This is a genomic window from Prochlorococcus marinus str. MIT 9314, assembly GCF_000760035.1.
GTDB classification, from domain to species: Bacteria; Cyanobacteriota; Cyanobacteriia; order PCC-6307; family Cyanobiaceae; genus Prochlorococcus_A; species Prochlorococcus_A marinus_B.
This window is the reverse complement of sequence record NZ_JNAO01000008.1, coordinates 162,327-184,032: the sequence shown is the minus strand read 5'-3', so window position 1 is coordinate 184,032 and position 21,706 is coordinate 162,327. Positions and strand designations below refer to the sequence as shown.

Here is a 21,706-nt window from a genome sequence, read left to right as displayed (position 1 = left end):
AAGATCTACTTTATTAACTAGAATAATGAAAAATTTATGAAGTATGGAAGACAAAGCACAAGCTAATGAGGTTCAAACTGCAAGTATGAATAGAACTAAAGCGCCCCAAAAAGTTGAAGTTGTAGTTGCCAACTCATCTTCAGGATCAGAAGTAAATATCCTTGGGGAACTATCGATTTTTGTTTTAAGAATAGGTTTTTGTGCTTTGATGATCCATCATGGCTTGGAGAAACTTCAGGATCCGCAGGGTTTTGCTGAGTTTGTAGTTGGTAAGTACTTCCCATTTTTGCCAGGTGATCCTGTTATTTGGACTTTTGGAGCAGCAATTACTCAATTGGTATGCCCAGCAGGATTGGCTTTAGGTATTTTTGCAAGGCTTTCTTCTCTAGGTCTATTCTCTACCATGGCATTTGCAGTTTATTTTCATCTCCTTGATACAGGACTTGAAGGTTTTCCTTTGGCAGTGGTTGAAGGTCATAATTATGCTTTCGAATTGTCTTTTATATATGGTGCTATTTCTCTCTACTTTCTATGTGCAGGCCCAGGAAGGCTATCTTTATTCAGAAAAACAAACAAGATTACATATTATCCAAAATCAACATAATTTAATGTAAAAAGTGTCTTTTTTGCGTAAATACCATTGAGATTCCTTTCAAATTACACATATCAACACTTTCTTGGTCTCTTAGACTTCCTCCAGGTTGAATAATAGCCTTTATTCCATATTCATTAGCTAGTTCTACAGTATCTGCAAATGGGAAAAACCCATCGCTGGCCAAGACTGCATCAGTACATAATCTTCCAGCTGCTTCTAATGCAATTTTTGCTGCTCCCACTCTATTCATTTGTCCAGCTCCAATACCAATAGTTTTTTGGTCTTTCGCAATAACAATGGCATTAGATTTCACGTGTTTACAAATTTTCCATGCAAAATTTAGATCTAAGTTAATTTGATTATTCGGATTTTTATTGGTTACTGAAATCCAATTTTCAGTTTTTTCTTCACAATCATCAGTGTCTTGTATGAGTAATCCTCCCATTATTGATTTAGTAGAAGTTTGATCCTTTTTTGGAAGTTTATCTTTTGAAAACTTTAAAATTCTTAAATTCTTTTTAACTTTTAAAATTTCTAAAGCTTCCTCATCAAAAGATGGAGCAACGACACACTCTAAGAAAATATCTTTGAGGTGAATTGCGGTTGCACTATCAACATTTGAATTAAAAGCAACTATTCCTCCAAATGCACTAACAGAGTCGCATTCCAAAGCATTCAAAAATGCTTGAGAAGCTGAATTACTTATAGAGGCACCACATGGATTATTGTGTTTTAGAATAACAGAAGCGAAAATGTCGGTTGTAAGTTCATCTTTTTCTGTGTAGCCAAATTCTAAAACTGTTGAAAGTGCTGCTTCTAAATCTAATAGATTGTTATAACTTAATTCTTTACCTTGTAATTGTTCTGCTGAGTTCCAGCCAATGTTACTTAAACCATACCAAAAAGCTTTTTGATGTGGATTCTCCCCATATCTTAAGGTTTTGATTAGTGGATAAGATTCAATATATTTGGAAGATTGTAAACCTCTTTCTTTTCTTATCCAATTAGATATTGCAGAGTCATAGTCTGCTGTATGTTGAAAAGCTTCAAGGGCTAATTTTGCTTTATATGAGTCCTTTAATGCACCTTTTTTACTTTCTTCAAGAAAATTTTGATACTGACTAGGATCAACTAAAACGGAAACATCTTTATGATTTTTAGCTGCAGAACGAATCATTGATGGTCCTCCAATATCGATATTTTCAATAGCATCTTCCCATTTAGCTCCTTGATCTACTGTTTTTTTGAAAGGATATAAATTTACAACTACTAAGTCAATAAATTCAAGATTGTTAGCTTCTATATCTTTTTTATGTTCCTCATCAGTTCTTTTAGCTAATATTCCCCCGTGTATTTTTGGATGTAAAGTTTTAACTCTTCCTCCAAGAATTTCTGGAGAATTAGTAAAATCTGCAACTTTAATAACTGGAATTTTTGCTTCCATAAGATATTTTGCAGTGCCTCCACTTGATAGAATTTTATAATTAAATTGCTCTACCAATTCCTTACAAAATGGGATTATATTTTTTTTATCAGAGACACTTACTAAAGCTAATGGTGACATTATGGGAAAGTTTACTTACTTAAGAATATAAACATGAAATATGCTATCAATCATGAATTTGTCTCGATTAGCTCTCAAACTGCAACTCATAGAATTATTTTGATGCATGGTTGGGGAGCTGATTCAGATGATCTTTTAGCATTTGGAGAGGAGATGACTGAAGAAATAAATCTTGATTTTGAGGTAATTTCTTTGAGGGCTTCTGGATTACATCCAAGTGGTCAGGGAAGACAATGGTATGGACTATACCCACATGATTGGAATGGAGCTGAGATTGAAGTAAATAAACTTTTAGTTACATTAAAAAAGTTTGATACTGATCAGATTCCATTAAGAAAAACAATTTTGTTGGGGTTCTCTCAGGGGGCGGCAATGGCAATTGATGCAGGATTTAAATTAAATTTTGGATTAATTGTTGCTTGTAGTGGTTATCCGCATCCAAACTGGGAGCCAGGAGAAAAATGCTCACCATTGATTATTAGTCATGGTTTATTCGATAACGTCGTGCCTATAGATGCTTCTAGGACTATTTATGAAAAGGTAAAGAGCAAGTCTTCTAAATTTTGTGAATTATTAGAATTCGATGGATTTCATCAAATTGATTCAAATTTAATTAATTTTATAAGTTCAAATATAAGTAATATTTTTTAAACAAAAGCGTATTCGTATTCTTCAATCTCTTCCCAATCATCTGCAGTAAGTTCTAGACCTTCGAATATTTTTTCTTCACCAATTCCTTCAACTACAACTTTTAGTGATGGAAATAGAAAATGATTTTCTTCAGCATATTGGGCGCTGAATAACCCTTTTTCACCCCAAAAAAACCTATCGGTTGTATGTTCATTCCTTCTCACATTGAAAACTGAAGGTGCAGAAAGACCATTTTCGGCTATGAATCTTCTTGCTGCTGTAACTGGTTTATGTTTACCGGTTTCGATATGATAAATAGGTACATGTGCCATTACTCTTTGTCCAGCCAATCTTCTTCTGCTGATTCTTTTTCTTTTTTTTGACATTGATTGGTACTCCTGAAATTATTAATGTGATTAGTCTTATTAATTGTTACTAATCTTATATATGTGATTTAAAATTCACTTCAAATTACATAGAGGACCCATCAACCCCTGATGTAGCTTAAAATATGATTAAATATTCATATTTAAGGCTGGCTAAAGTCAGACCTATTTATACATCTTAATACTTTTTTCATATTTTACAAGCCCTTTTTCAAGTTTTTTTTTTATAAATTCCTCAAAAATTTCATTAATTATGAATCTTTCAAAAAAATTTGAAGAACTGATTATAAAACAGCTAGAGAGTTTTGGTTGCTCAATGGGCGTAACTAATTTAGTTATGTATCTTGCTACAGCTAAGCAAGGAACTAAAGCATCTTTTGAAATGATTGGTCAATGGCCGCAAATTGATAGGCTTCTTACATCAATAGAAGATGATCCTTCACTAAAAGTTTCATCGCCTAATAGAAGATGGTACCCGCTTCAAGAAAACGATATTCTACTTGGTGTTCTTAGGGTAGAAACAGATTTGAGAGGGGGGAATTGGCCAGTATCACTTGATTCTAGATTAAAAGCGCTTTCAATATCTCTAGCTAAATGCGTCTCTATCGAATTAGAACGTCAAAATAAAAATGAAGAAATCAATTATTTAAAAAATCAGGTTAATGTCATCGTCCATCAATTAAGGAATCCGTTGGCTGCTATTAGGACATATGCAAAATTACTAATAAAAAGACTTGGTTCAGATGATGATTCTATTGAAATAGTCGAACGCATGATAATAGAGCAAAAACAAATTAATCAATATATGGATTCTTTTGCGCAATTAAATTCATCTATGCAACTTCCTTTGGAAATTGGAGAGGAAAGATTATTATTACCACCAAATTTAGATAATAAAAAGGTAATAACTGTTCAAAGTTTATTGAGGCCAATATTAGAAAGGGGTAAAGCTAATGCGGACTTAGAGAATAGAGATTGGACTGAACCTTCTCTTTGGCCAGATTGGACTATTTCGCCATTAAAGGCAGAATATGCTGTAATTGCTGAAATTGTGGCCAATTTATTAGAAAATGCGTTTAAATATGCCCAAAAAGATGCTGAAATTGGACTCGCAATTATGAATAATGGACTTTGTATATTTGATAATGGTAAAAAAATAACCAAAAATGAAAACAAGAAAATTTTTGAAAAAGGTTTTAGAGGATCTGCCGCTAAGAAGAAGGACGGCACTGGTGTAGGACTTTTTTTGGCGAGGAAACTGGCAAAACATATTGGAGGAGATTTGAGATTGCTGGAAGAAAACTCGATTGATAATACTGAGAAATTAAAAAATCTTAAGAAGAAAAATATTTTCTATTTAGAACTACCTATAAAAGAATTGCATGTATAAACAACATGCCAGTTTCAACTAGTACAACACTTGCACCACACGCATCTCCATTGAAGCCTCCAATTTTATTGCCAAGTATGTTTGGGATAGAATAGCTCAGAAAAATACCAATCAAAATAAGAATTAAAAATTTCATTAATATTGCTTGGGATGTAATTGAAAATAATTGGTAAATAATGAAAATTAAAAGAAAAAAAATGGAGATCAAAGATTCTTTTTTAAATCCATTCCAATACTTTTTGTGGCTAATAGATTTTTTCTTGTAACTCATATATTTAAATTTTTCTATAAAAAATAAATTTGAAAATCTTCCCCAAAATAAGCATATAGGTAAAACAAAAATTATTAGGTTTTGAATTTTCAGTATGCAAGCAATTTGAATTAAAGTTATAAAAACTAAAGCTTGAACGCCAAAGGAACCAACTTTACTGTCTTTCATGGCTTTTAAACGTTTCTTTTTACCTGCAAAAATACCATCGAAAGTATCCATTAAACCATCAATGTGTAGACCACCAGTAATTAAATATCCTGAAGCCAAACAAATTAATGCAGATGCATAAATTGACCAAGAGTTTGTTCTAAAAAAAAGAAAGATATAACTCTGTATTGTTCCAATCAAAAATCCTAACGGCGGAGCAAATTGTGCAATATTTTTAAATTCGGGATTAATTAAAGGTATCTTTGGAAATGTCGTATAGAAAATCCAAGATCCTGCCAAATTTTTTATTAAATATTTTTTGATGAGATAAAAATAGATTCAATATTAAATAATAGAGTAGATTAATAAAAAAGGATCAAAAAATTTTATAAATTATCGTGTTTGAATTTGAAATTACATCGAATTGCAGTAATACAGCGGCAAGAACTGGTATATTTCATACACCAAATGGTCAGGTAAACACACCGAAATTTATGCCTGTGGGTACTTTGGCAACGGTTAAAGGAATTTCATCTAAGCAGTTAACCTCTACAGGATCAGAAATGATTCTCTCAAATACCTTTCATCTTCATTTACAACCTGGAGAAAAACTAGTTAAAGAATCTGGTGGAATACATAAGTTCATGAATTGGCCAAAGCCTATTCTTACTGATTCAGGAGGATATCAAGTGTTTAGTCTGGCCAAATTAAATAATATTTCTGATAAAGGAGTGGAATTTAAAAATCCAAGAGATGGTAGTCATGTATTTTTATCACCTGAAAAAGTAATACAGATTCAAATGGATCTTGGATCGGATGTTGCGATGGCTTTTGATCATTGTCCTCCGCATACAGCTAATGAAAATGATATTGAGGACTCTTTACAAAGAACTCATTCATGGTTGCAAAAATGTGTTGAGAATCATAAGAAATCTAATCAAGCATTATTCGGTATAGTTCAAGGTGGTAAGTATCCGAGATTGAGAGAATATAGCGCAAAATATACAAGTTCTTTTGATCTGCCTGGAATAGCAGTGGGAGGTGTAAGTGTTGGCGAGGCAGTGGAAGAAATACATAGTGTAATTGATTACGTCCCAAAATTCTTGCCAATAAATAAACCAAGATATTTAATGGGAATTGGCTCTTTAAGAGAAATTTCTTTAGCTGTTGCTAATGGATTCGATATATTTGACTGTGTTTTGCCTACAAGACTAGGAAGACATGGCACTGCATTTTTTAATGATGAAAGATTGAATTTGCGAAATGCTCGATTTAAAAATGACTTTTCTCCAATTGACAAAACTTGTAAATGCGAGACATGTAAATCCTATTCTCGAGCATATTTGCATCATCTAATTAGAAATGACGAAATATTAGGCCTAACCCTCATAAGTTTGCATAATATTGCTCATTTAATAAGATTTACCGATGCAATTTCTACTGCAATTAGAGATAATTGTTTTACAAATGATTTCGCTCCTTGGAAAACATCCTCTATTGCTCACTATACGTGGTAACGTCTTATCATAATTAATTAAATTATCAAAAAAGGTGCTCATTCTATTTAATACATTCGCTGAATTGCCCGAGGCTTACAAGGCTTTTGCTCCAACTGTTGATGTTCTTCCACTTATTCCTTTATTTTTCTTTTTATTGGTATTTGTTTGGCAAGCTGCGGTTGGATTTAAATAAAATTCTTTTGGTTTAGATTATTTTTATTAGAAGGGATTTTCAAGTAAAATCGCATCTCCAGAATTATCTACAGCACTTTCTATAAAATCAGCAATTTTTAATGCCCTTGAGGCTTGCTCACCATCTACCTCAGGTATTTCTTTGCCCTGAACGCATTTAAGAAAATGCTCCAGTTCTGCATATAGAGGTTCAATGGAGGTTGTGCTAACTTCTTCGACATATCCATCATTTCTGTAAACTAATTCTCCATGCTCTGCTGTGTATGATTCATGAGACTTTCGATGGATTTGTAAAGAATGATTTAAGAAATCAGTTTCTACTAGGCCATTTTGGCAGTGAGCACTTAAACTTCTAATTTTTTTGTGACTCATTTTGCTTGCAGTTAGGCTTGCGATAACATTATTTTTAAAAACTAAAGTAGCATTGACATAATCTATTAATCCTTGGCTATTTCTTCCTCCAACTGCCGCTAATTTTTGTATTTTTGAGTTTACAAGCTCCAAAATAAGATCAATGTCATGAATCATTAAATCCATTACTACAGATACATCATTTGCTCTGTCTGCATGAGGACTGTGCCTCCTTGCTTCTAAAACAACAATTTCTTCATTATTTACTATTTTATTTAATTCTCTAAAAGCAGGATTAAATCTTTCAATATGCCCAACTTGTAATAGACAGTTACTTGCATTAGCGGCCTCTATTAAAGATTTTGCTTCTAACTCGTTAGCTGCAATTGGTTTTTCAATGAGAACGTTAGCACCTCCCTTGAGACAATCTAGTCCTACTTTTTGATGAAGTAGTGTAGGGACAGCGATACAGATAGCATCAACTTTTGGAATTAGGTCCTTATAATCTTTGAACCATTCACATTGAAATTGCTCAATAGCTAATTTACCTCTCTCCTCATTTGGATCTGCCACTCCAATGAGATTTGCATCTTTGAGTAAACTTAGTACTCGAGCATGATGCCAGCCCATATTTCCTATCCCTATGACGCCAACCTTTACGGATGATGAGGTTGGTTGCATAATTTCAGATCCATATATTCATTATCATTATCCTCTATGGGGAGTCACATTTAGCTATTGGGAAGAATTATTTTAACACGATCAATTTTTGGACCTGACATAGAAATAACTTCAAATTTAATGTTATTAAAATCTAAAACGTCTCCAATTTTTGGAACCATTTGAAATTTTTCTAACATAAATCCAGCGAGGGTATGATAATCATTACCTTCTGGAATAGAACATCCTATTTTTTTATTGATTTCAACAATTTCTGATTTTCCAGCTATTGACCATTTTTTAGAGAAATTATCTAACATTCTCATGTCTAAATAAATTCTATTATTAAGCATTTCCTCTCCAACTATTTCGCCATTTAGATCAGCTGCAGTTATAAGTCCCTCAGTCCCACCGTGTTCATCAACTACTAGTAAGAATGGATTGTAGTCTCTTACTATTGGAAATATTTCTGCTAATGAACATGTTTCAATTATTTTGGTTACTGGTAAAAGAAAGGGCTCTAATAATGTATCCGCTTCCATTTCACCTTTTGATATTGGCTTAGCTAGATAACGCAAATCTAATACACCTAATACATCATCTAAAGACTCGCCAATCACAAAGAAGCGAGCATGTCGAGTTTTATCTACTTGTTTCATAAGTTCTGAAAAGGTTATATTTTTTGGCAAAGTTACCATTTCAGATCTTGGAATCATCACCTCTTTAACCTGTGTATCTTTTAAAGCAAAAACTCCTTCAAGAATATTCTTCTCATCTGGTTTTAAACCTGTTACGTTATCTGTTTCTATAAGAGTTTCTAATTCTCCAGCAGATAAGCCCGAGTTTAAAGAATCCCACTTGTTATTTAAATTGAACAAGCCTAAACAGGCGCTAGCAAAGAATTCTATTGTTTTCACTATAGGATTCATAGCTTTTCTCACGGCATCGAATATTGTAGTTAACCTTAAGGCGGCAGATTCTGGATTGTTAATTACTAAAGCTTTTGGAATTAGTCCAGAAACAAGAGTAACAACTAAAACAACAAATAAAAATAATAGAAGATCATAAAATCTATTTGGCAGAACATTTCTTTTCCAATAATCGTTAGCCAGGTTATTGCTGAGCCATCCAATTGCAATTAATGAAATTGTTACACCAAATTGAGAAGCAATTAAGGAAGATCTAAATCGCTTCTGAATTTTTAAAATTGAAAATGCGCCTTTCTTTTTTTCTTCTATTAATCTTAAAACTTTACTTGGCCTTATTAATAAAAAAGAGAGTTCACTCGCTGCAAAAAAAGCTGGAAAAAATAAAAGAAATAAAAGTAGAGTTATTTTCATTCAATGACAAATGAATAATGGGGGTGGCGAGGATCGAACTCGCCTTAGCCAAATTATGAGTTTGGTGCATTCACCAGATTGCTACACCCCCAATGAGATTTGTAAATTTAATTACTTTAAATTTAAATATACAATATAAAAATAATATTTCAAAAAACACCTCATTAGGAAGTTTTTGTGAGATTTCTTTTTTTTCTTCTAATCTTTAAATATAAATTAAACTTTTACTAATGGACAAATTTTCGGATAATTATGATTTAAATAAAGCAAAATTGTTAAAACAGTTAATTGAAAAATCTTACAAGAAAGGAAACTTCACTTTATCTTCAGGAAAAAAAAGCAGTCATTACTTGAACTGTAAACCAGTGTCATTAAATGGCGAAGGCTTAAGCTTAATAAGTGAATTATTTTTAGATTTAAAAGACTCAAGGTCAAAAGCTGTAGCAGGATTGACATTAGGTGCAGACCCTTTAGTAAGTGGATTAATTGTTAAAGCAGCTTTGAATGGACTAGAGCTTGATGGTTTAATAATTAGGAAAGAAATCAAAAAATATGGTACCAAAGCTGGAATAGAGGGCCCTATATTAGAAGAAGGAACTTTGGTAACTGTCTTAGAGGATGTGGTTACAACTGCTGGTTCAGTAATAAAAGCTATAAAAAAATTACGAGAAAATAATTATGTTGTTGAGGAAGTTTTGTCTATAGTTGATAGGCAAGAAGGAGGATTAGAAGCCCTCGAAGATGAAAATGTTAAATTAAAGAGTCTTTTTACAATAAAAGACTTTTTATAATTATTTCAAAATGCAAGATACAAAGAAAAAGTTTTGGCTTGAAAAATTTGATTGTTTTTCAATTACTGGAAAAGATGCCAGAAAATTTTTGAATGGAATAACAACTGGTAATATTCTTAATTCAGAAAATAAAGTAATCAAAACTTGTTGGTTAACTCCAAATGGAGTTCTAAGGTCATTAATTGAAATTATTTTTTTTGAAAGAAGCTTAAAAGTAATTATCTTGGCGGGTAACACAAATGAAATAATTGATTACTTTAATCAAATTATTTTTCCAGCGGACGATGTACTTCTGAGTGAGCCTTCCATGATAAATAGAATTCAGGAAATTGATGAATCTAGTTCATGGAGAACTTACCAGCCTATTTTCTTCATAACAGAAGATAAAGAATTTGAAATATATAAAAATAAACTAAATTTACTAAATCCCAATGATTTAAAACTTTGGAAGATTAATCAGGCAATACCCTCATTAGAAATGGAAATAAACGGAAAAAATAATCCTCTTGAGCTTGGATTACAAGATCTTATAGATTTTAATAAAGGTTGTTATTTAGGACAAGAAACAATGTCAAAAATAAATAATGTTTCTTCTTTAAAACAGGAAATAAGAATTTGGAAATCAATTGAATCTAATTTGAATTTAGACTTAGAAGATAAAAATTTATATATAAATTCTGCCAAGGATATTTCTGTGGGCAAAATAACTAGTTTTTTTAAATCAGATTGTCAAATAAAAGGTCTAGCTATGATAAAAAGAAAATATTTAGAGGAAGAAAGTTATTTTTTTTCAGCAATTTTTGGAAAAATTATTATAAATAAATCTGTAGGATCAATTTTTCTTTAATCGATTTTTTATTAAATATTCTGCAATTTGTAGAGTAGCAAAACAATCATCTTTGTTATATTGGATAATTTTCTTTAAAAATATTTGGTTTTCTGTAATTTGATATTGAATCCACCAATAAAGTGCTTTCGAGCCACTTACATTTTTCTGCGCCCATTCAAATCCAAGCCAATTAGAAATAGTTTTTAAGCCATAGTTTTTTAGTGGTAATATCCAAGACTTTCTTATTAAGGTATGTAAGTCAACAAATCTGGAAGAAAGTGAATTAATTTCTTCAAAACTAAAATTTAGTTCTTTAGCAATATTTATTATTGATATTTTTTCGGTTTCTCCGTAATGCAAAACTGGCCATTCCTTTTGTGAAAAAAGTATTTCAAAAATTTGCCTGTAATATTCTCCTTTATTGTTTTTAAGATTTAAGATTGGTTCATAAATAAGATCTTCTTTTTTTATAGACAAATTATTTACTTTTAAAAATCCATATAAAAAATCATGCTTTTCATCTGGATTTGACTCAATATCAAATATATAAAATCCCGAACATATTTTTTCTAATAGATCTTCCGTATTATTTTTATTAGAAATGTAATATGGTTCTCCAGAGATATATGCTTGTGCTTGCTTTACAAATATGGATGCTTTTTCATATTTCTGATCTTTGAATTTAGATAATTTCTCTCCAAGTTGTTTTTCGCTACAGGAGGCTAATGTTTGGGTATTAGTTATTCCGTTTGCTTTGAGTAACGAGGCCGTTTTGGACCCTATTCCATCTATATCTGTTAGATATCCATTTTCTTTTGCTTCTTTGTCACAAAATTTTTGCCAGGAACAAATAGTACATTTTTTTCTATCTTGAGTTATTTCTGGTATAGATCCCTCCAAGCATTCATTCAAATTTAATAAAACATTTAAAACTTTTTTTCTTAATTTTTTATTTAAATAAATTTCTTCAACTTTTACTTTTTTATAAAAAGTTGAAATTACTAATCCTTTCTCAATTTTAGATTCTTGAAAAGATTCCAAAAGCATAGAACAAAAAGCTAAGTCGTATAAATGTTCTTTAGTTGTTTTGTGGCCTAACTTATAAACAGCAGGTAAATATTTATATTGTCCCCATTTACTTTTACCTTTAGTCTTTAAAAGTAATTGTGGAAGTATCTCTGCTTTTATATTTTGGAAAAGGTTCCCTTTGATTTTTAATCCAATTACCCCTTGATAACCATTTTCACAGGCTTTTAATCCTGTATATATTTCACCATTACAAAATTCAGAAAAAATTTGAAACTGATTAATTTTATCTATAGCTTTATGGGGAGACCAAACTTCATAAGATTTTTTACCCTTAAAATCGAGCCATGCTTTTCTTTTACATCTTGTAAAACTTTTTAAATGAAGAGAATTCAAATTATTTTTTAAGGGCGGTTTTAAAATTTACACATATAAATTAGTATAGATAATTAAAAGAAATCAAGGTAATTTGAAATTTGAGAGCTGATAAATTAAATAAAATAAAATTTGGAACTGATGGTTGGAGAGGAATTATTGGTTTTGACTTTAACCTGTCAAATCTTTCAAGAGTTGTTGTCGCTGCATGTCAGGAGTTGCATTATCAATACTATAAAGAAGTTAATTCAAAGAAAATTATTATTGGATATGATCGTAGATTTATGGCTTGTGAATTCGCCAAGCAAGTAGTGCCTTTTGTAAGGGGATGTGGTTTCGAACCGATCTTATCTGATAGCTTTGTTACAACACCCTCTTGTAGTTTCTATGCCAAAGAAGTCGGTTGTCTCGGTGCGTTAGTAATTACAGCAAGTCATAATCCATATAATTGGCTAGGTCTGAAAATAAAGAGCTTTAATGGATGTTCTGTTGACGAATCTTTTACAACTGAAGTTGAAAAAAGATTAATGCTTGGAAATTCAATTGAAGAAATAGATGGTGTTAATCAATTGGTAGATATTAAGAAATTTCACTTAGATAGAATTAAATCCCTTTTTGATATTGACTATATTTCCAAGACATTAAAGAAAATGAATTTGAGAATTTTTGTAGATTCTATGCATGGTGCAGCTGCAAATTGTATGGCTGAGATTTTTGCTTCTAATGATTTAGAAGTTATTTCAGAAATCAGGGAAGATGCTGATCCTTTTTTTGGAGGAAAACCTCCTGAACCTCTTTTGAATTATGCAGATGATCTAAAACAAACACTGATGAAAAATTCAACAAGTGAAGTGAAAACTTTAGGAATTATATTTGATGGTGATGGTGATAGAATTGCGGCAATTGATGAAAAAGGAAGATACTCTAGTACACAAGATTTACTCCCATACTTTATTAGCTATTTGGGCGAAATTAAAAATAATTCTTATCCAGTTTTAAAGACTGTTAGTGGTTCAGATATTATTAAAAATATATCAGAGAGTCAAAATAGAGATGTTTTTGAACTTCCAGTTGGCTTTAAATATATTGCTGAAAAAATGATTAAAGAAAAAATATTTATTGGAGGAGAAGAATCTGGGGGAGTTGGTTTTGGTGACTTTATGCCTGAAAGAGATGCTCTATATGCAGCGATGGTTTTATTAAATGGAATTGCTGAAAAATCTCAATATTTATATGAAACCTTAGATAAAATTCAAGAAGATTTTGGGCCAAGTTTTTATAAAAGAATTGATATTAAATTCCCAAATCAGTCAGAAAAAAATAACGTAAAAGAATTTATTATAGATAATATTCCTGAGAATATTAATAATCACAAGTTAAAAAGTATCTCAAAGATCGATGGAATAAAGTTGAGAATTGATAAAAATTTTTGGCTTCTTTTTAGGTTTTCAGGAACGGAACCTCTTTTAAGGTTATATTGTGAAGCACCAAAAGAATCTTATCTAATTGAGGTATTAGAGTGGGGTCAAGAATTTATAAATTTGGCAGGAAAATAAGGATGAAAAATTTATTTTTAGCGAGTAAGAATAAAGGTAAAATTGAAGAATATAAAAAATTGCTTGCTGGAGTTAATTGTAAATTGTTACTCCAGCCAGAATCATTAGAAGTTGAAGAGGATGGACTGACATTTAGAGATAATGCAATTAAAAAAGCGAGTGAAGTTTCGAGAAAAACGAATAATTTTTCAATAGCAGATGATTCAGGCATTTGTATTGAAGCACTAGGTGGTAAGCCTGGCATTTACTCATCTAGATATGCAGAAAATGATCAGCAGAGAATTGAACGAGTATTAAGAGAACTTGATGGTGTTCAAAATAGAAGTGCTTTCTTTATTGCTAATATTTGTGTTTGTTCCCCAAATGGTGAAGTGATTATTGAATCTGATGCCAAATGTCATGGCAATATTATTTTAAACCCAAGAGGAAAAAGTGGTTTTGGGTATGACCCAATTTTTGAGGAGAGTTCTACCAAATTAACTTTCGCAGAAATGAATAATGATATTAAAGACTCTTGTAGTCATAGAGGTAAAGCATTAAAAAAAATTATTCCAGATTTAATTGAAATTTTTTCTTAAATTCAATTAACCCAAGATCCATGAAGGCCATGAGGAATTGAAATGGGTAATTCATAAATAGCTAATTCTTTTAAGTCTTTTGCGTCTAATATTACTAAATCGCTTCCTCTCCTTTCTCCGTTCCATAGAAGTAAAAATAAAAATCCCTCATCTTCTTCTGAAGAGTTTTCTGATGGAACCATAATTGGTTCACTAACAAATCCACTTGGACCTGCTAACCAAAAAATCTCTTCCTTAGAAGTTAAATTTATTTTTTTTATTGCTTGAAGTGGAGCGTTCCCCAGCTTTTGAGATGTGCTTGCCATCCAACTATAAGTTGCTTTTAATCCTAAGTTTTTAGGATTAACAACAGCAAATTCACAACATTGTTCACTGAAAGTTTCAAGTTCACAAGTTTTTGTCTTTAGATTGATAATTGATCTTTTCAGTTTTCCTTCTGGATATTTATCAAAATCAATATCCCTAAAATTCTCGTCTGGACCAACTGATGGGAAATCATCATAAAAAATACTATCTAATACGATTTTGGAATCTTTTTCAAATGCGTTTACATGATGAAAAACGAATCCTTCTGGAGCATCTATTGTTAAAGGAGGCTGTCCTCTAAACAATCCACTTTCTCTGGGGATAATGAAAAACTTTGCCTTTTTATTTGGGTTTGACTTTAGACATTGTGCTGCTCCTCTTTGACCCATTACAAATGGAAGAGGATTGAAATCAATAGCATTCTGTAAAAATATTGCCCAATTAGTTGTAATTGCGAAATCATGAAGGAATGCAAAGCCATTAAAGGTATCTTTTCTGTCAAAAATGAGCTCTCCAGAATTTGTACCAGCATTATCAAATTCCATTAATCTAATGGTACTTTTTGGCCCGGTTTGTACTCCAAAGGTTACTAAAAGTTCTGAAGATGCATTTGAGTTTAGGTCTGTTTTGGGATGAGCACTGAATGCTTCGTTAGGCTTGAGTACTCCTTTTAATGTTGTTAAACCAATAGTTTCAAGACTATCAGGATCCATTGCATGTGGACCTGCTGCTTCCCATAATGCGAGAATTTCATCTCCTAATTTAATGACATGTGTATTAGCGATATTCTTGAATTTTAGATCTAATGCATTATTTAAAATTCCTCCATTTTTTTGTGTTCCAAAAACACCTCTATAAATAAATTTATCTATTTTTTCTTCTTCCAAATAGCCTTTAGTTTTAACAAATCTATTTGTTAAGAATGGCTGACCATTTTCGAATTTTATGGATGTTATCATCCCATCACCATCAAATGGATGATGAACCCATTGTCCACCTCTCTCTAATATTCCTGGTCCATTTCTTAATAGTGTTCCATTTAAATTTTTAATATTATTACCTTTACTAATTTTTAGAGGCTCTTTAGTTAGCTCATTTTTTACATTTTGATAAGCACTTGACCAATCTTGTTTTTTAAAAATATTGAATTTATTAATTTTTTTATCTTGTAAATTAGTCACAACAAAATAATCACTTTATCTATTTTCGCCAAAAATCAACAGAATTGTGGCTGATTCGAAAAAATTCCTATTTTATTGTTTTTCTAACATTCCTTTACTGCTTGGAATTGAATCAGATCTTCTTGGATCTATCTCGGTAGCCATTCTCATTGCTCTTGAAAAAGCTTTAAAGCACGCCTCAACTATGTGATGTGAATTACTTCCTCGTATTTGGTTAATATGCAGAGTAATACCGCTGTTATTTACAAAGGCAATAAAAAACTCTCTTACTAGTTCAGTATCATAATTTCCTATTCTAGGGGCTTTTAATTGAAGATCATAAGATAGATGCGGTCTACCAGAGCAGTCTAAAGTGACTTGAACTAATGCTTCATCTAATGGGGCAAAGAAATGTCCAAATCTGCTTATTCCTTTTCTTTCTCCCAAGGCTTTTGAAAATGCTTTTCCTAATGCGATTCCTACATCTTCATTTGTATGGTGATCATCAATATGGGTATCTCCAATTGCTTTTATTTTTAAATCGAACAAACCATGACTGGATATTTGATGAAGCATATGATCTAAGAATGGTATTCCGGTATCAATCTCAGAAATTCCATTTCCATCTAAGTTTATAAATACAGAAATATCTGTTTCATTCGTTTTTCTTTTTATTTCAGATTGCCTTAGAGATGACATTTTTATGCAAAAAACTTAGTTTACATTCCATTAATGCAGTAACCCGCATCAACATAAATTGTTTGGCCTGAAATGCCGCTAGAGAGATCACTTAATAAAAAAGCAGCTGTATTACCTACTTCTGTTTGAGTGACTGTTCTGCGTAAAGGAGCCTTTTCTTCAACATTGTGAATCATATCTAAAATGCCACCTATAGCAGAACTAGCAAGTGTTCTAATAGGCCCAGCACTTATTGCGTTAACTCTGACTTGTTTTTCTGGACCAAGTTCTGCAGAAAGATATCTTACTGAAGCTTCTAAAGCTGCTTTTGCAACTCCCATCACGTTATAGTTAGGAATCGCTCTTTCTGAACCTAAATAAGTTAATGAGACAACTCCAGCACCAGCACTAAAAAGTGGTTTTGCTGCTTTACATAAAGGTGCTAACGAATACGCACTTATATTAAGAGCCCTATCAAAACCCTCTGAAGTGGTAGCACTATAATCTCCAATCAATTCATCGCGTCCTGCAAATGCTAGGCAGTGAACTAATCCGTCAATTTGACCCCAATTGTCTTTTATATTTTTAAAGATTTCTTCAATTTGAGCTGGATTTTGAACATCAAGAGGCAAAAATAACGACGGGTTTAAAGGTTCAGTTAGTTCTCTAACTTTAGACTCGAATCTTCCCTTATCATCAGGCAAATATGTGATTCCAAGTTCTGCGCCAGCTTTTGAAAGTTGTTGAGCGATACCCCATGCTATTGAACGATTGTTGGCAATTCCCGTAACAAGAATTTTTTTGCCAGTTAGATTTAGAAGCATTTTGTTTATTATTTCTATTATTCTCCTATATAAAAGTACCTATCTTTACGGATTACTGCAAAATATACAATAATTTTCAAATATCAAAGAATTTTTAACTTGAACATGGTAAGAACAAATTCTACGGTTTTGGAATTAGGTTTTCAATTACCGAATTTTGAAATGTTAAATGCTAATTCTCCAAATCATCAATATTTTAATTTTCATAATCTAGATAATCGGCATTTACTTTTAATGTTTATTTGTGCCCATTGCCCATTTGTTAAATATATTGAGAATCAAATTTTCACCTTAAGTAAAGAAATTCAAAATACTGTTCAAACAGTTGCAATTTCTAGTAATGATATTGTCACTCATCCTTCAGATTCTCCTAAAAATTTGAGATTACAAGCACAAACACAGGGATGGAGTTTTCCTTATTTATATGATGAAAATCAAAATTTTGCTAAGAAATTAAAAGCGGCTTGCACCCCAGATTTTTATCTTTTTTCAAATGAAGGAGATGGTGATTTTTTATTGTATTATCATGGCCAATTAGACGATAGTAGACCAGGTAATAATATCCCTCTATCCGGAAAAGATTTGCGCTCTGCCGTAAAAGATTTGAATCAAGATAATTCTTATCCTTCAAATCAAATGCCTTCTTTAGGTTGCAATATAAAATGGACTCCTGGTAAAGAACCAAGTTGGTTTAAATGAATTAAAAATTTTTTTTACCCATAGAAATATGGTTTAGGGTTAATATATTTACTATGCAGATACCTCCATTTACTTTAGATAGGCAGTTCCAAGAAATTGGCTCTGAAATTGAGAGTGAGGTTTCTAAAGTTTTAAAAGGGGGCCAGTATATTGGAGGACAAGAAATTGCCAAATTTGAGGAGAGTTTTTCAAATCTGATTGGTGTTGAAAATACTATTGGATGTAATAGTGGAACTGATGCTTTAGTATTAGCTTTACGCGCATTAGATATTGGTGTTGGTGATGAAGTTATTACCTCATCTTTTAGCTTTTTTGCAACTGCAGAGGCTATTAGCGCCGTCGGTGCTAATCCTGTTTTGGTAGATATAGATCCAGAAACTTATCTCATTAATACTGAACTAATAGAACAAGAAATAAATTCTAATACCAGGGCAATTATGCCAGTTCATCTATTTGGCAATGCAGTGAATATGACCTTAATAAAATCTTTGGCCAAGAAATATAACTTAAAAGTAATCGAAGATTGTGCTCAGGCAACATGCACAATGTGGGAAACTTCCAAAGTTGGTAGTATCGGTGATATAGGCTGTTTTAGCTTTTTCCCTACTAAAAATTTAGGAGCTGCTGGAGATGGTGGAGCAGTAACAACTTCAGATCAGAAGATTGCCAAAAAAATTAGAGAACTGGCTGTTCATGGCAGCCCAATAAGATATCATCATACCCAAATTGGATATAACAGCAGACTTGATACTATTCAAGCTGCCATATTAAATATTAAATTTAAATATATTTCAAAGTGGATTAATAATCGCCAAAAAATTGCTAATAATTACCTTGATTTATTAGAAAAAAATCCATTTATTAGTTTTCCAAAAATTAGCTCTGATTCAATTTCCCATTCTTGGAATCAATTTGTAATCAAATTAAGAAACGATAAATATTTTTTAAATGAAGATTTTTCAAATTTATTTGATACTGATTGCAAAAAATACTATTCCTTAAGGAATTTGGTAAAACAACAACTTTTTGAAAAAGGTATTAATTCAATTATTTATTATCCAATTCCAATACACGCACAAATAGCTTACAAAAATAAAAATTTTTCTAGAACAAAACTTATTAATACAGAGAGAATTTGTACAGAAGTCCTTAGTCTTCCAATGTTTCCTGAAATTTCTTATGAAGAGCAAGTTTATGTAGCAGAAAATTTAAATAAAGTTTTAAAGAATTGTATAGAAGAAATTCAAATTTCAGCATAAAGTGATTTAAATAATCTTTGCTGCATGTTGTGATTGACAATAGGGCTTGAATAATTATTTTTTTCTAAATTAGATATATCCCCATTTAATAATTCTGAATTTGACACTTTAGATAATTCAGGAATCCAATATTTTATATATTCGCAAATAGGATCAAATTTTTTTGCTTGGGTATATGGATTAAAAATTCTAAGAGGTTTTGGATCCATGCCGCTACTGGCGCTCCACTGCCATCCCCCATTATTTGCAGCTAAGTCTCCATCAACCAAAGTCTCCATAAATTTTTTCTCGCCCATTTGCCAGTTGCATATAAGATCTTTTACCAGAAATGAAGCGACTATCATCCTACATCTGTTATGCATCCAGCCAGTACTATTTAGTTGACGCATTGCAGCATCAACTATAGGTACTCCGGTCTCTCCGTTGCTCCAATGCTGAAACCATTCATTATTGTTTTGCCATGGAAAGTGATCCCATTTTTTTCTATATGGACCTTTTTCAAGCTCAGGGAAATGAAATAAGCAATGTTGATAAAATTCACGCCAAACAAGTTCTTTTTGCCAAGTTTCGATCGATAGATAATTTCCTTGATTTGCAAAATCTGAATTTAAATTTAATGTGGCGTTCCAAATTTTTCTAATGCTAATTGTGCCGAATCTGAGAGATGCACTTAGAAAAGATGTCCCATTATGAGAAGGAAAATCTCGTGCAGAATTATAAGAATATATTTTTTTATCGTTAATGAAGTTTTCTAATAATGTTTCTGCAGCATTCTCTCCAGGTCTACATGGACAAATATTCGAACTAGGAAATTTGATATTTATGATAAATTTCTCTAGAACCGAATCAGATGAATTTATTGTCTTATCTTTCAATTTATTTTCTATATCTTTAAACTGGAAAACAACTTTATCTTGGTCATATGGACCTAATAAATTCATTTTTGATTTAAGGTTTTTATAAAAAGGGCCATAAACTGAATAAGGTTTATTATTTCCGGAAAATATTTTTAAAGGTTCTACTAATAAGTGATCCCAAGTTTCAATAACTTTAATATTTTGTTCTTCTAAATTTTTTTTTATTTTTAAATCGCGATTAATCTCATAAGGTTCAATTGATCTATTCCAAAAAACAAATTTAGCATCTATTTTTTTTGCTAATTGAGGAATTATTAATACCGGATCTCCTTCTTTAATAACTAATCTACTACCCATTTTTTTCCAATTATTTCCTAATTCTTGAAGCGAATTTCCTAGAAACCAAGCTCTTGAACTTGCATTGAAATCGTGTGGGTAATTTTTATCAAATATGTAAGTTGAAGTAATAGCATTTGATAATGAAAATGCTTTGATTAAAGCTTTATTGTCAAATATTCTTAAATCTTTTCTATGCCAAAAAAGTATTCTAGGTTTATTCATAATTTTTCTAAAAATTGTTTAGCCCTGTACCATGCGGTCACAGTTTTTGCGTCAAGAATCTCATCCCCACTAGAGATAAGATTATCTAGTTCCTTCGGATCTAAAATTAATACTTCTATATCTTCATCTAAATCTCCTTTAACCTCGGAATTTAGTTTGCTCAAATCACGTGCTAAAAATAAATAAATTTCCTCATCTGCATAACCAGGAGCTGGGACAAGAGTTCCTAGTTCATCCCATTTGTTTGCACTAAATCCAGTTTCTTCTTGTATTTCTCTTTTAATTGAATTAATAGGTGTTTCACCTATTTCTAATGTGCCTGCTGGAAATTCTAATAAATACCTTGAAACAGCAAATCTATATTGCCGAAGAATGATAACTTTATTGTCTTTTGTAATAGGTACGGCTAATGCTGCACCGGGATGCTTAATGTATCCATATTCACCTTCATGTCCATTTGGAAGCTCAATTCTATTTATTTCGAAACTAAATTTTTTTGACTTTAACTCAGATATTTTTTCTTTAAAAATGGATTTTTTTTTAAGGTTTTTGTTGCCCATAATTTTTAAATAAAAATAGCCTAACAGTTATTTTTTGGTTTTGTAAATTAATAAATAGACCATTTTGGGTCATCAAACTTTGTGATTTTTTGGCTTCTACTTAAGATTTCAGATAGTGGTGTAATAACGAAATTCCGATTCATGAATCTAGGGTGAGGTAATGTTAATTCCTCCTCAAACATATGAAAATCTTCCCACCAAAGAATATCTAAATCGAGACATCTTGATAGCCATTTCTTACCCTTTGGGGTCTCTTCTCGTCCGAAAAATCTCTCTAACTTTTTTAGCTCTTTTAAAAGTAATTTTGCGTTTTTATTTGATGGTTTTGGGAAAGAATTACTTTTTATAAGTAACAGAGTGTTTAAATAGTTTGGCTGCTCATTTTCAACACCATGAGGTAATGTCTCATAAATTGAAGACCAAAAAAAGTTTGCATGAAATTTTTTTTTCTCTTCTTTTTTTTTGTTAGAACTATCTCCCCACTCATTTATTATTTCCTCTATTTTTGGTTTGCAAATTAATAGTGACTCAAGAGGGCTTCCGAATTTACTATCAATATTTGCTCCGAGGGATATACATAGTCCATTTTTGATATTAAGATTTGATAATTCCACTACAAAAA

23 protein-coding genes and 1 tRNA gene are annotated in these 21,706 nt (G+C 31.5%); 11 read left to right on the top strand and 13 right to left on the bottom strand.

The features are described 5' to 3' along the window. The first annotated feature begins 43 nt into the window (after window positions 1–43). A complete protein-coding gene (locus EU98_RS04720; protein ID WP_032515682.1) occupies window positions 44–604 on the top strand; it encodes a DoxX family protein in 561 nt (186 codons plus the stop codon). A 1-nt stretch (window position 605) separates the two neighbouring features. On the opposite strand, the gene purH is transcribed toward EU98_RS04720, so the two are convergent. After that, complete coding sequence (purH, locus tag EU98_RS04725) at window positions 606–2,159, bottom strand: bifunctional phosphoribosylaminoimidazolecarboxamide formyltransferase/IMP cyclohydrolase (protein ID WP_032515681.1); 1,554 nt, start codon at window positions 2,157–2,159, stop codon at window positions 606–608. 33 nt (window positions 2,160–2,192) lie between these two features. On the opposite strand from purH, the gene EU98_RS04730 reads away from it, so the two are divergent. Next, complete coding sequence (locus EU98_RS04730; RefSeq protein ID WP_032515680.1) at window positions 2,193–2,810, top strand: alpha/beta hydrolase; 618 nt, start codon at window positions 2,193–2,195, stop codon at window positions 2,808–2,810. On the opposite strand, the gene EU98_RS04735 is transcribed toward EU98_RS04730, so the two are convergent. Continuing rightward, entirely contained in the window at window positions 2,807–3,175 is a 369-nt protein-coding gene (locus EU98_RS04735) for a DUF3155 domain-containing protein (protein ID WP_011817760.1), read from the bottom strand. The two genes, EU98_RS04730 and EU98_RS04735, sit on opposite strands and share 4 nt — an antisense overlap. Window positions 3,176–3,428: 253 nt before the next feature. Between EU98_RS04735 and EU98_RS04740 the strand changes: the two genes are divergently transcribed. Continuing rightward, window positions 3,429–4,565 (top strand): sensor histidine kinase, encoded by a 1,137-nt coding sequence (locus EU98_RS04740; protein ID WP_032515679.1) that lies wholly within the window; start codon window positions 3,429–3,431, stop codon window positions 4,563–4,565. On the opposite strand, the gene EU98_RS04745 is transcribed toward EU98_RS04740, so the two are convergent. Continuing rightward, window positions 4,543–5,283, bottom strand: a complete 741-nt coding sequence (locus EU98_RS04745) for an adenosylcobinamide-GDP ribazoletransferase (RefSeq protein ID WP_032515678.1) — start codon at window positions 5,281–5,283, stop codon at window positions 4,543–4,545. The genes EU98_RS04740 and EU98_RS04745 overlap by 23 nt on opposite strands. 98 nt (window positions 5,284–5,381) lie before the next feature. On the opposite strand from EU98_RS04745, the gene tgt reads away from it, so the two are divergent. Continuing rightward, entirely contained in the window at window positions 5,382–6,500 is a 1,119-nt protein-coding gene (gene tgt, locus EU98_RS04750; protein ID WP_032515677.1) for a tRNA guanosine(34) transglycosylase Tgt, read from the top strand. 34 nt (window positions 6,501–6,534) lie between these two features. After that, window positions 6,535–6,675, top strand: a complete 141-nt coding sequence (locus EU98_RS04755; RefSeq protein ID WP_011375837.1) for a photosystem II reaction center protein K — start codon at window positions 6,535–6,537, stop codon at window positions 6,673–6,675. Between the two features lie 26 nt (window positions 6,676–6,701). On the opposite strand, the gene EU98_RS04760 is transcribed toward EU98_RS04755, so the two are convergent. The 3 genes from EU98_RS04760 to EU98_RS0108915 all read right to left on the bottom strand — a co-directional run bounded on the left by EU98_RS04760 (window position 6,702) and on the right by EU98_RS0108915 (window position 9,116). Next, entirely contained in the window at window positions 6,702–7,706 is a 1,005-nt protein-coding gene (locus tag EU98_RS04760; protein ID WP_032515676.1) for a Gfo/Idh/MocA family protein, read from the bottom strand. Between the two features lie 50 nt (window positions 7,707–7,756). Next, window positions 7,757–9,025, bottom strand: coding sequence for a hemolysin family protein (locus tag EU98_RS04765; protein WP_032515675.1), 1,269 nt, complete (start codon window positions 9,023–9,025; stop codon window positions 7,757–7,759). A gap of 18 nt (window positions 9,026–9,043) precedes the next feature. Continuing rightward, a tRNA-Ile gene (locus EU98_RS0108915) sits at window positions 9,044–9,116 on the bottom strand. A gap of 139 nt (window positions 9,117–9,255) precedes the next feature. Between EU98_RS0108915 and pyrE the strand changes: the two genes are divergently transcribed. Both pyrE and EU98_RS04775 read left to right on the top strand, forming a co-directional pair. Continuing rightward, on the top strand, window positions 9,256–9,816 hold the full coding sequence (gene pyrE, locus EU98_RS04770) for an orotate phosphoribosyltransferase (protein WP_032515674.1): 561 nt from the start codon (window positions 9,256–9,258) through the stop codon (window positions 9,814–9,816). A gap of 10 nt (window positions 9,817–9,826) precedes the next feature. Next, window positions 9,827–10,663, top strand: a complete 837-nt coding sequence (locus EU98_RS04775) for a folate-binding protein YgfZ (RefSeq protein WP_032515673.1) — start codon at window positions 9,827–9,829, stop codon at window positions 10,661–10,663. On the opposite strand, the gene EU98_RS04780 is transcribed toward EU98_RS04775, so the two are convergent. Next, a complete protein-coding gene (locus EU98_RS04780) occupies window positions 10,649–12,067 on the bottom strand; it encodes a TM0106 family RecB-like putative nuclease (protein WP_032515672.1) in 1,419 nt (472 codons plus the stop codon). The genes EU98_RS04775 and EU98_RS04780 overlap by 15 nt on opposite strands. Window positions 12,068–12,147: 80 nt before the next feature. Here EU98_RS04780 and EU98_RS04785 point away from each other — a divergent pair, with 80 nt between their 5' ends. Beyond that, complete coding sequence (locus EU98_RS04785) at window positions 12,148–13,602, top strand: phosphoglucomutase/phosphomannomutase family protein (RefSeq protein ID WP_032515671.1); 1,455 nt, start codon at window positions 12,148–12,150, stop codon at window positions 13,600–13,602. A 2-nt stretch (window positions 13,603–13,604) separates the two neighbouring features. Beyond that, a complete protein-coding gene (gene rdgB, locus EU98_RS04790) occupies window positions 13,605–14,180 on the top strand; it encodes an RdgB/HAM1 family non-canonical purine NTP pyrophosphatase (RefSeq protein WP_032515670.1) in 576 nt (191 codons plus the stop codon). Between the two features lie 2 nt (window positions 14,181–14,182). Here the strand turns inward: rdgB and EU98_RS04795 are convergent, their stop codons facing one another. The 3 genes from EU98_RS04795 to fabI all read right to left on the bottom strand — a co-directional run bounded on the left by EU98_RS04795 (window position 14,183) and on the right by fabI (window position 17,148). Further along, complete coding sequence (locus tag EU98_RS04795) at window positions 14,183–15,667, bottom strand: carotenoid oxygenase family protein (RefSeq protein WP_032515669.1); 1,485 nt, start codon at window positions 15,665–15,667, stop codon at window positions 14,183–14,185. Window positions 15,668–15,739: 72 nt separating this feature from the next. Next, window positions 15,740–16,345 carry an imidazoleglycerol-phosphate dehydratase HisB gene (gene hisB, locus EU98_RS04800; RefSeq protein WP_025953397.1) on the bottom strand — a complete coding sequence of 202 codons (606 nt, stop codon included), beginning with the start codon at window positions 16,343–16,345 and terminating at the stop codon, window positions 15,740–15,742. Window positions 16,346–16,365: 20 nt separating this feature from the next. Next, window positions 16,366–17,148 (bottom strand): enoyl-ACP reductase FabI, encoded by a 783-nt coding sequence (gene fabI / locus EU98_RS04805; RefSeq protein ID WP_032515668.1) that lies wholly within the window; start codon window positions 17,146–17,148, stop codon window positions 16,366–16,368. Window positions 17,149–17,253: 105 nt separating this feature from the next. On the opposite strand from fabI, the gene EU98_RS0108910 reads away from it, so the two are divergent. Then, entirely contained in the window at window positions 17,254–17,847 is a 594-nt protein-coding gene (locus EU98_RS0108910) for a thioredoxin family protein (RefSeq protein ID WP_032515667.1), read from the top strand. Window positions 17,848–17,900: 53 nt separating this feature from the next. Further along, window positions 17,901–19,106, top strand: coding sequence for a DegT/DnrJ/EryC1/StrS family aminotransferase (locus EU98_RS04810; protein ID WP_032515666.1), 1,206 nt, complete (start codon window positions 17,901–17,903; stop codon window positions 19,104–19,106). On the opposite strand, the gene EU98_RS04815 is transcribed toward EU98_RS04810, so the two are convergent. The 3 genes from EU98_RS04815 to folK are packed head-to-tail and all read right to left on the bottom strand — an operon-like array spanning window position 19,091 to window position 21,698. Further along, the gene (locus EU98_RS04815; RefSeq protein ID WP_032515665.1) at window positions 19,091–20,524 is read right to left on the bottom strand and encodes a cryptochrome/photolyase family protein; all 1,434 of its coding nucleotides are present in this window, start codon (window positions 20,522–20,524) and stop codon (window positions 19,091–19,093) included. The genes EU98_RS04810 and EU98_RS04815 overlap by 16 nt on opposite strands. Then, complete coding sequence (locus EU98_RS04820) at window positions 20,521–21,084, bottom strand: NUDIX hydrolase (protein WP_032515664.1); 564 nt, start codon at window positions 21,082–21,084, stop codon at window positions 20,521–20,523. The genes EU98_RS04815 and EU98_RS04820 overlap by 4 nt, the downstream gene beginning before the upstream one ends. Before the next feature lie 47 nt (window positions 21,085–21,131). Further along, window positions 21,132–21,698: a 2-amino-4-hydroxy-6-hydroxymethyldihydropteridine diphosphokinase gene (gene folK, locus EU98_RS04825; protein ID WP_032515734.1), complete on the bottom strand. Its 567-nt coding sequence runs from the start codon at window positions 21,696–21,698 to the stop codon at window positions 21,132–21,134. Window positions 21,699–21,706 lie beyond the last annotated feature (8 nt).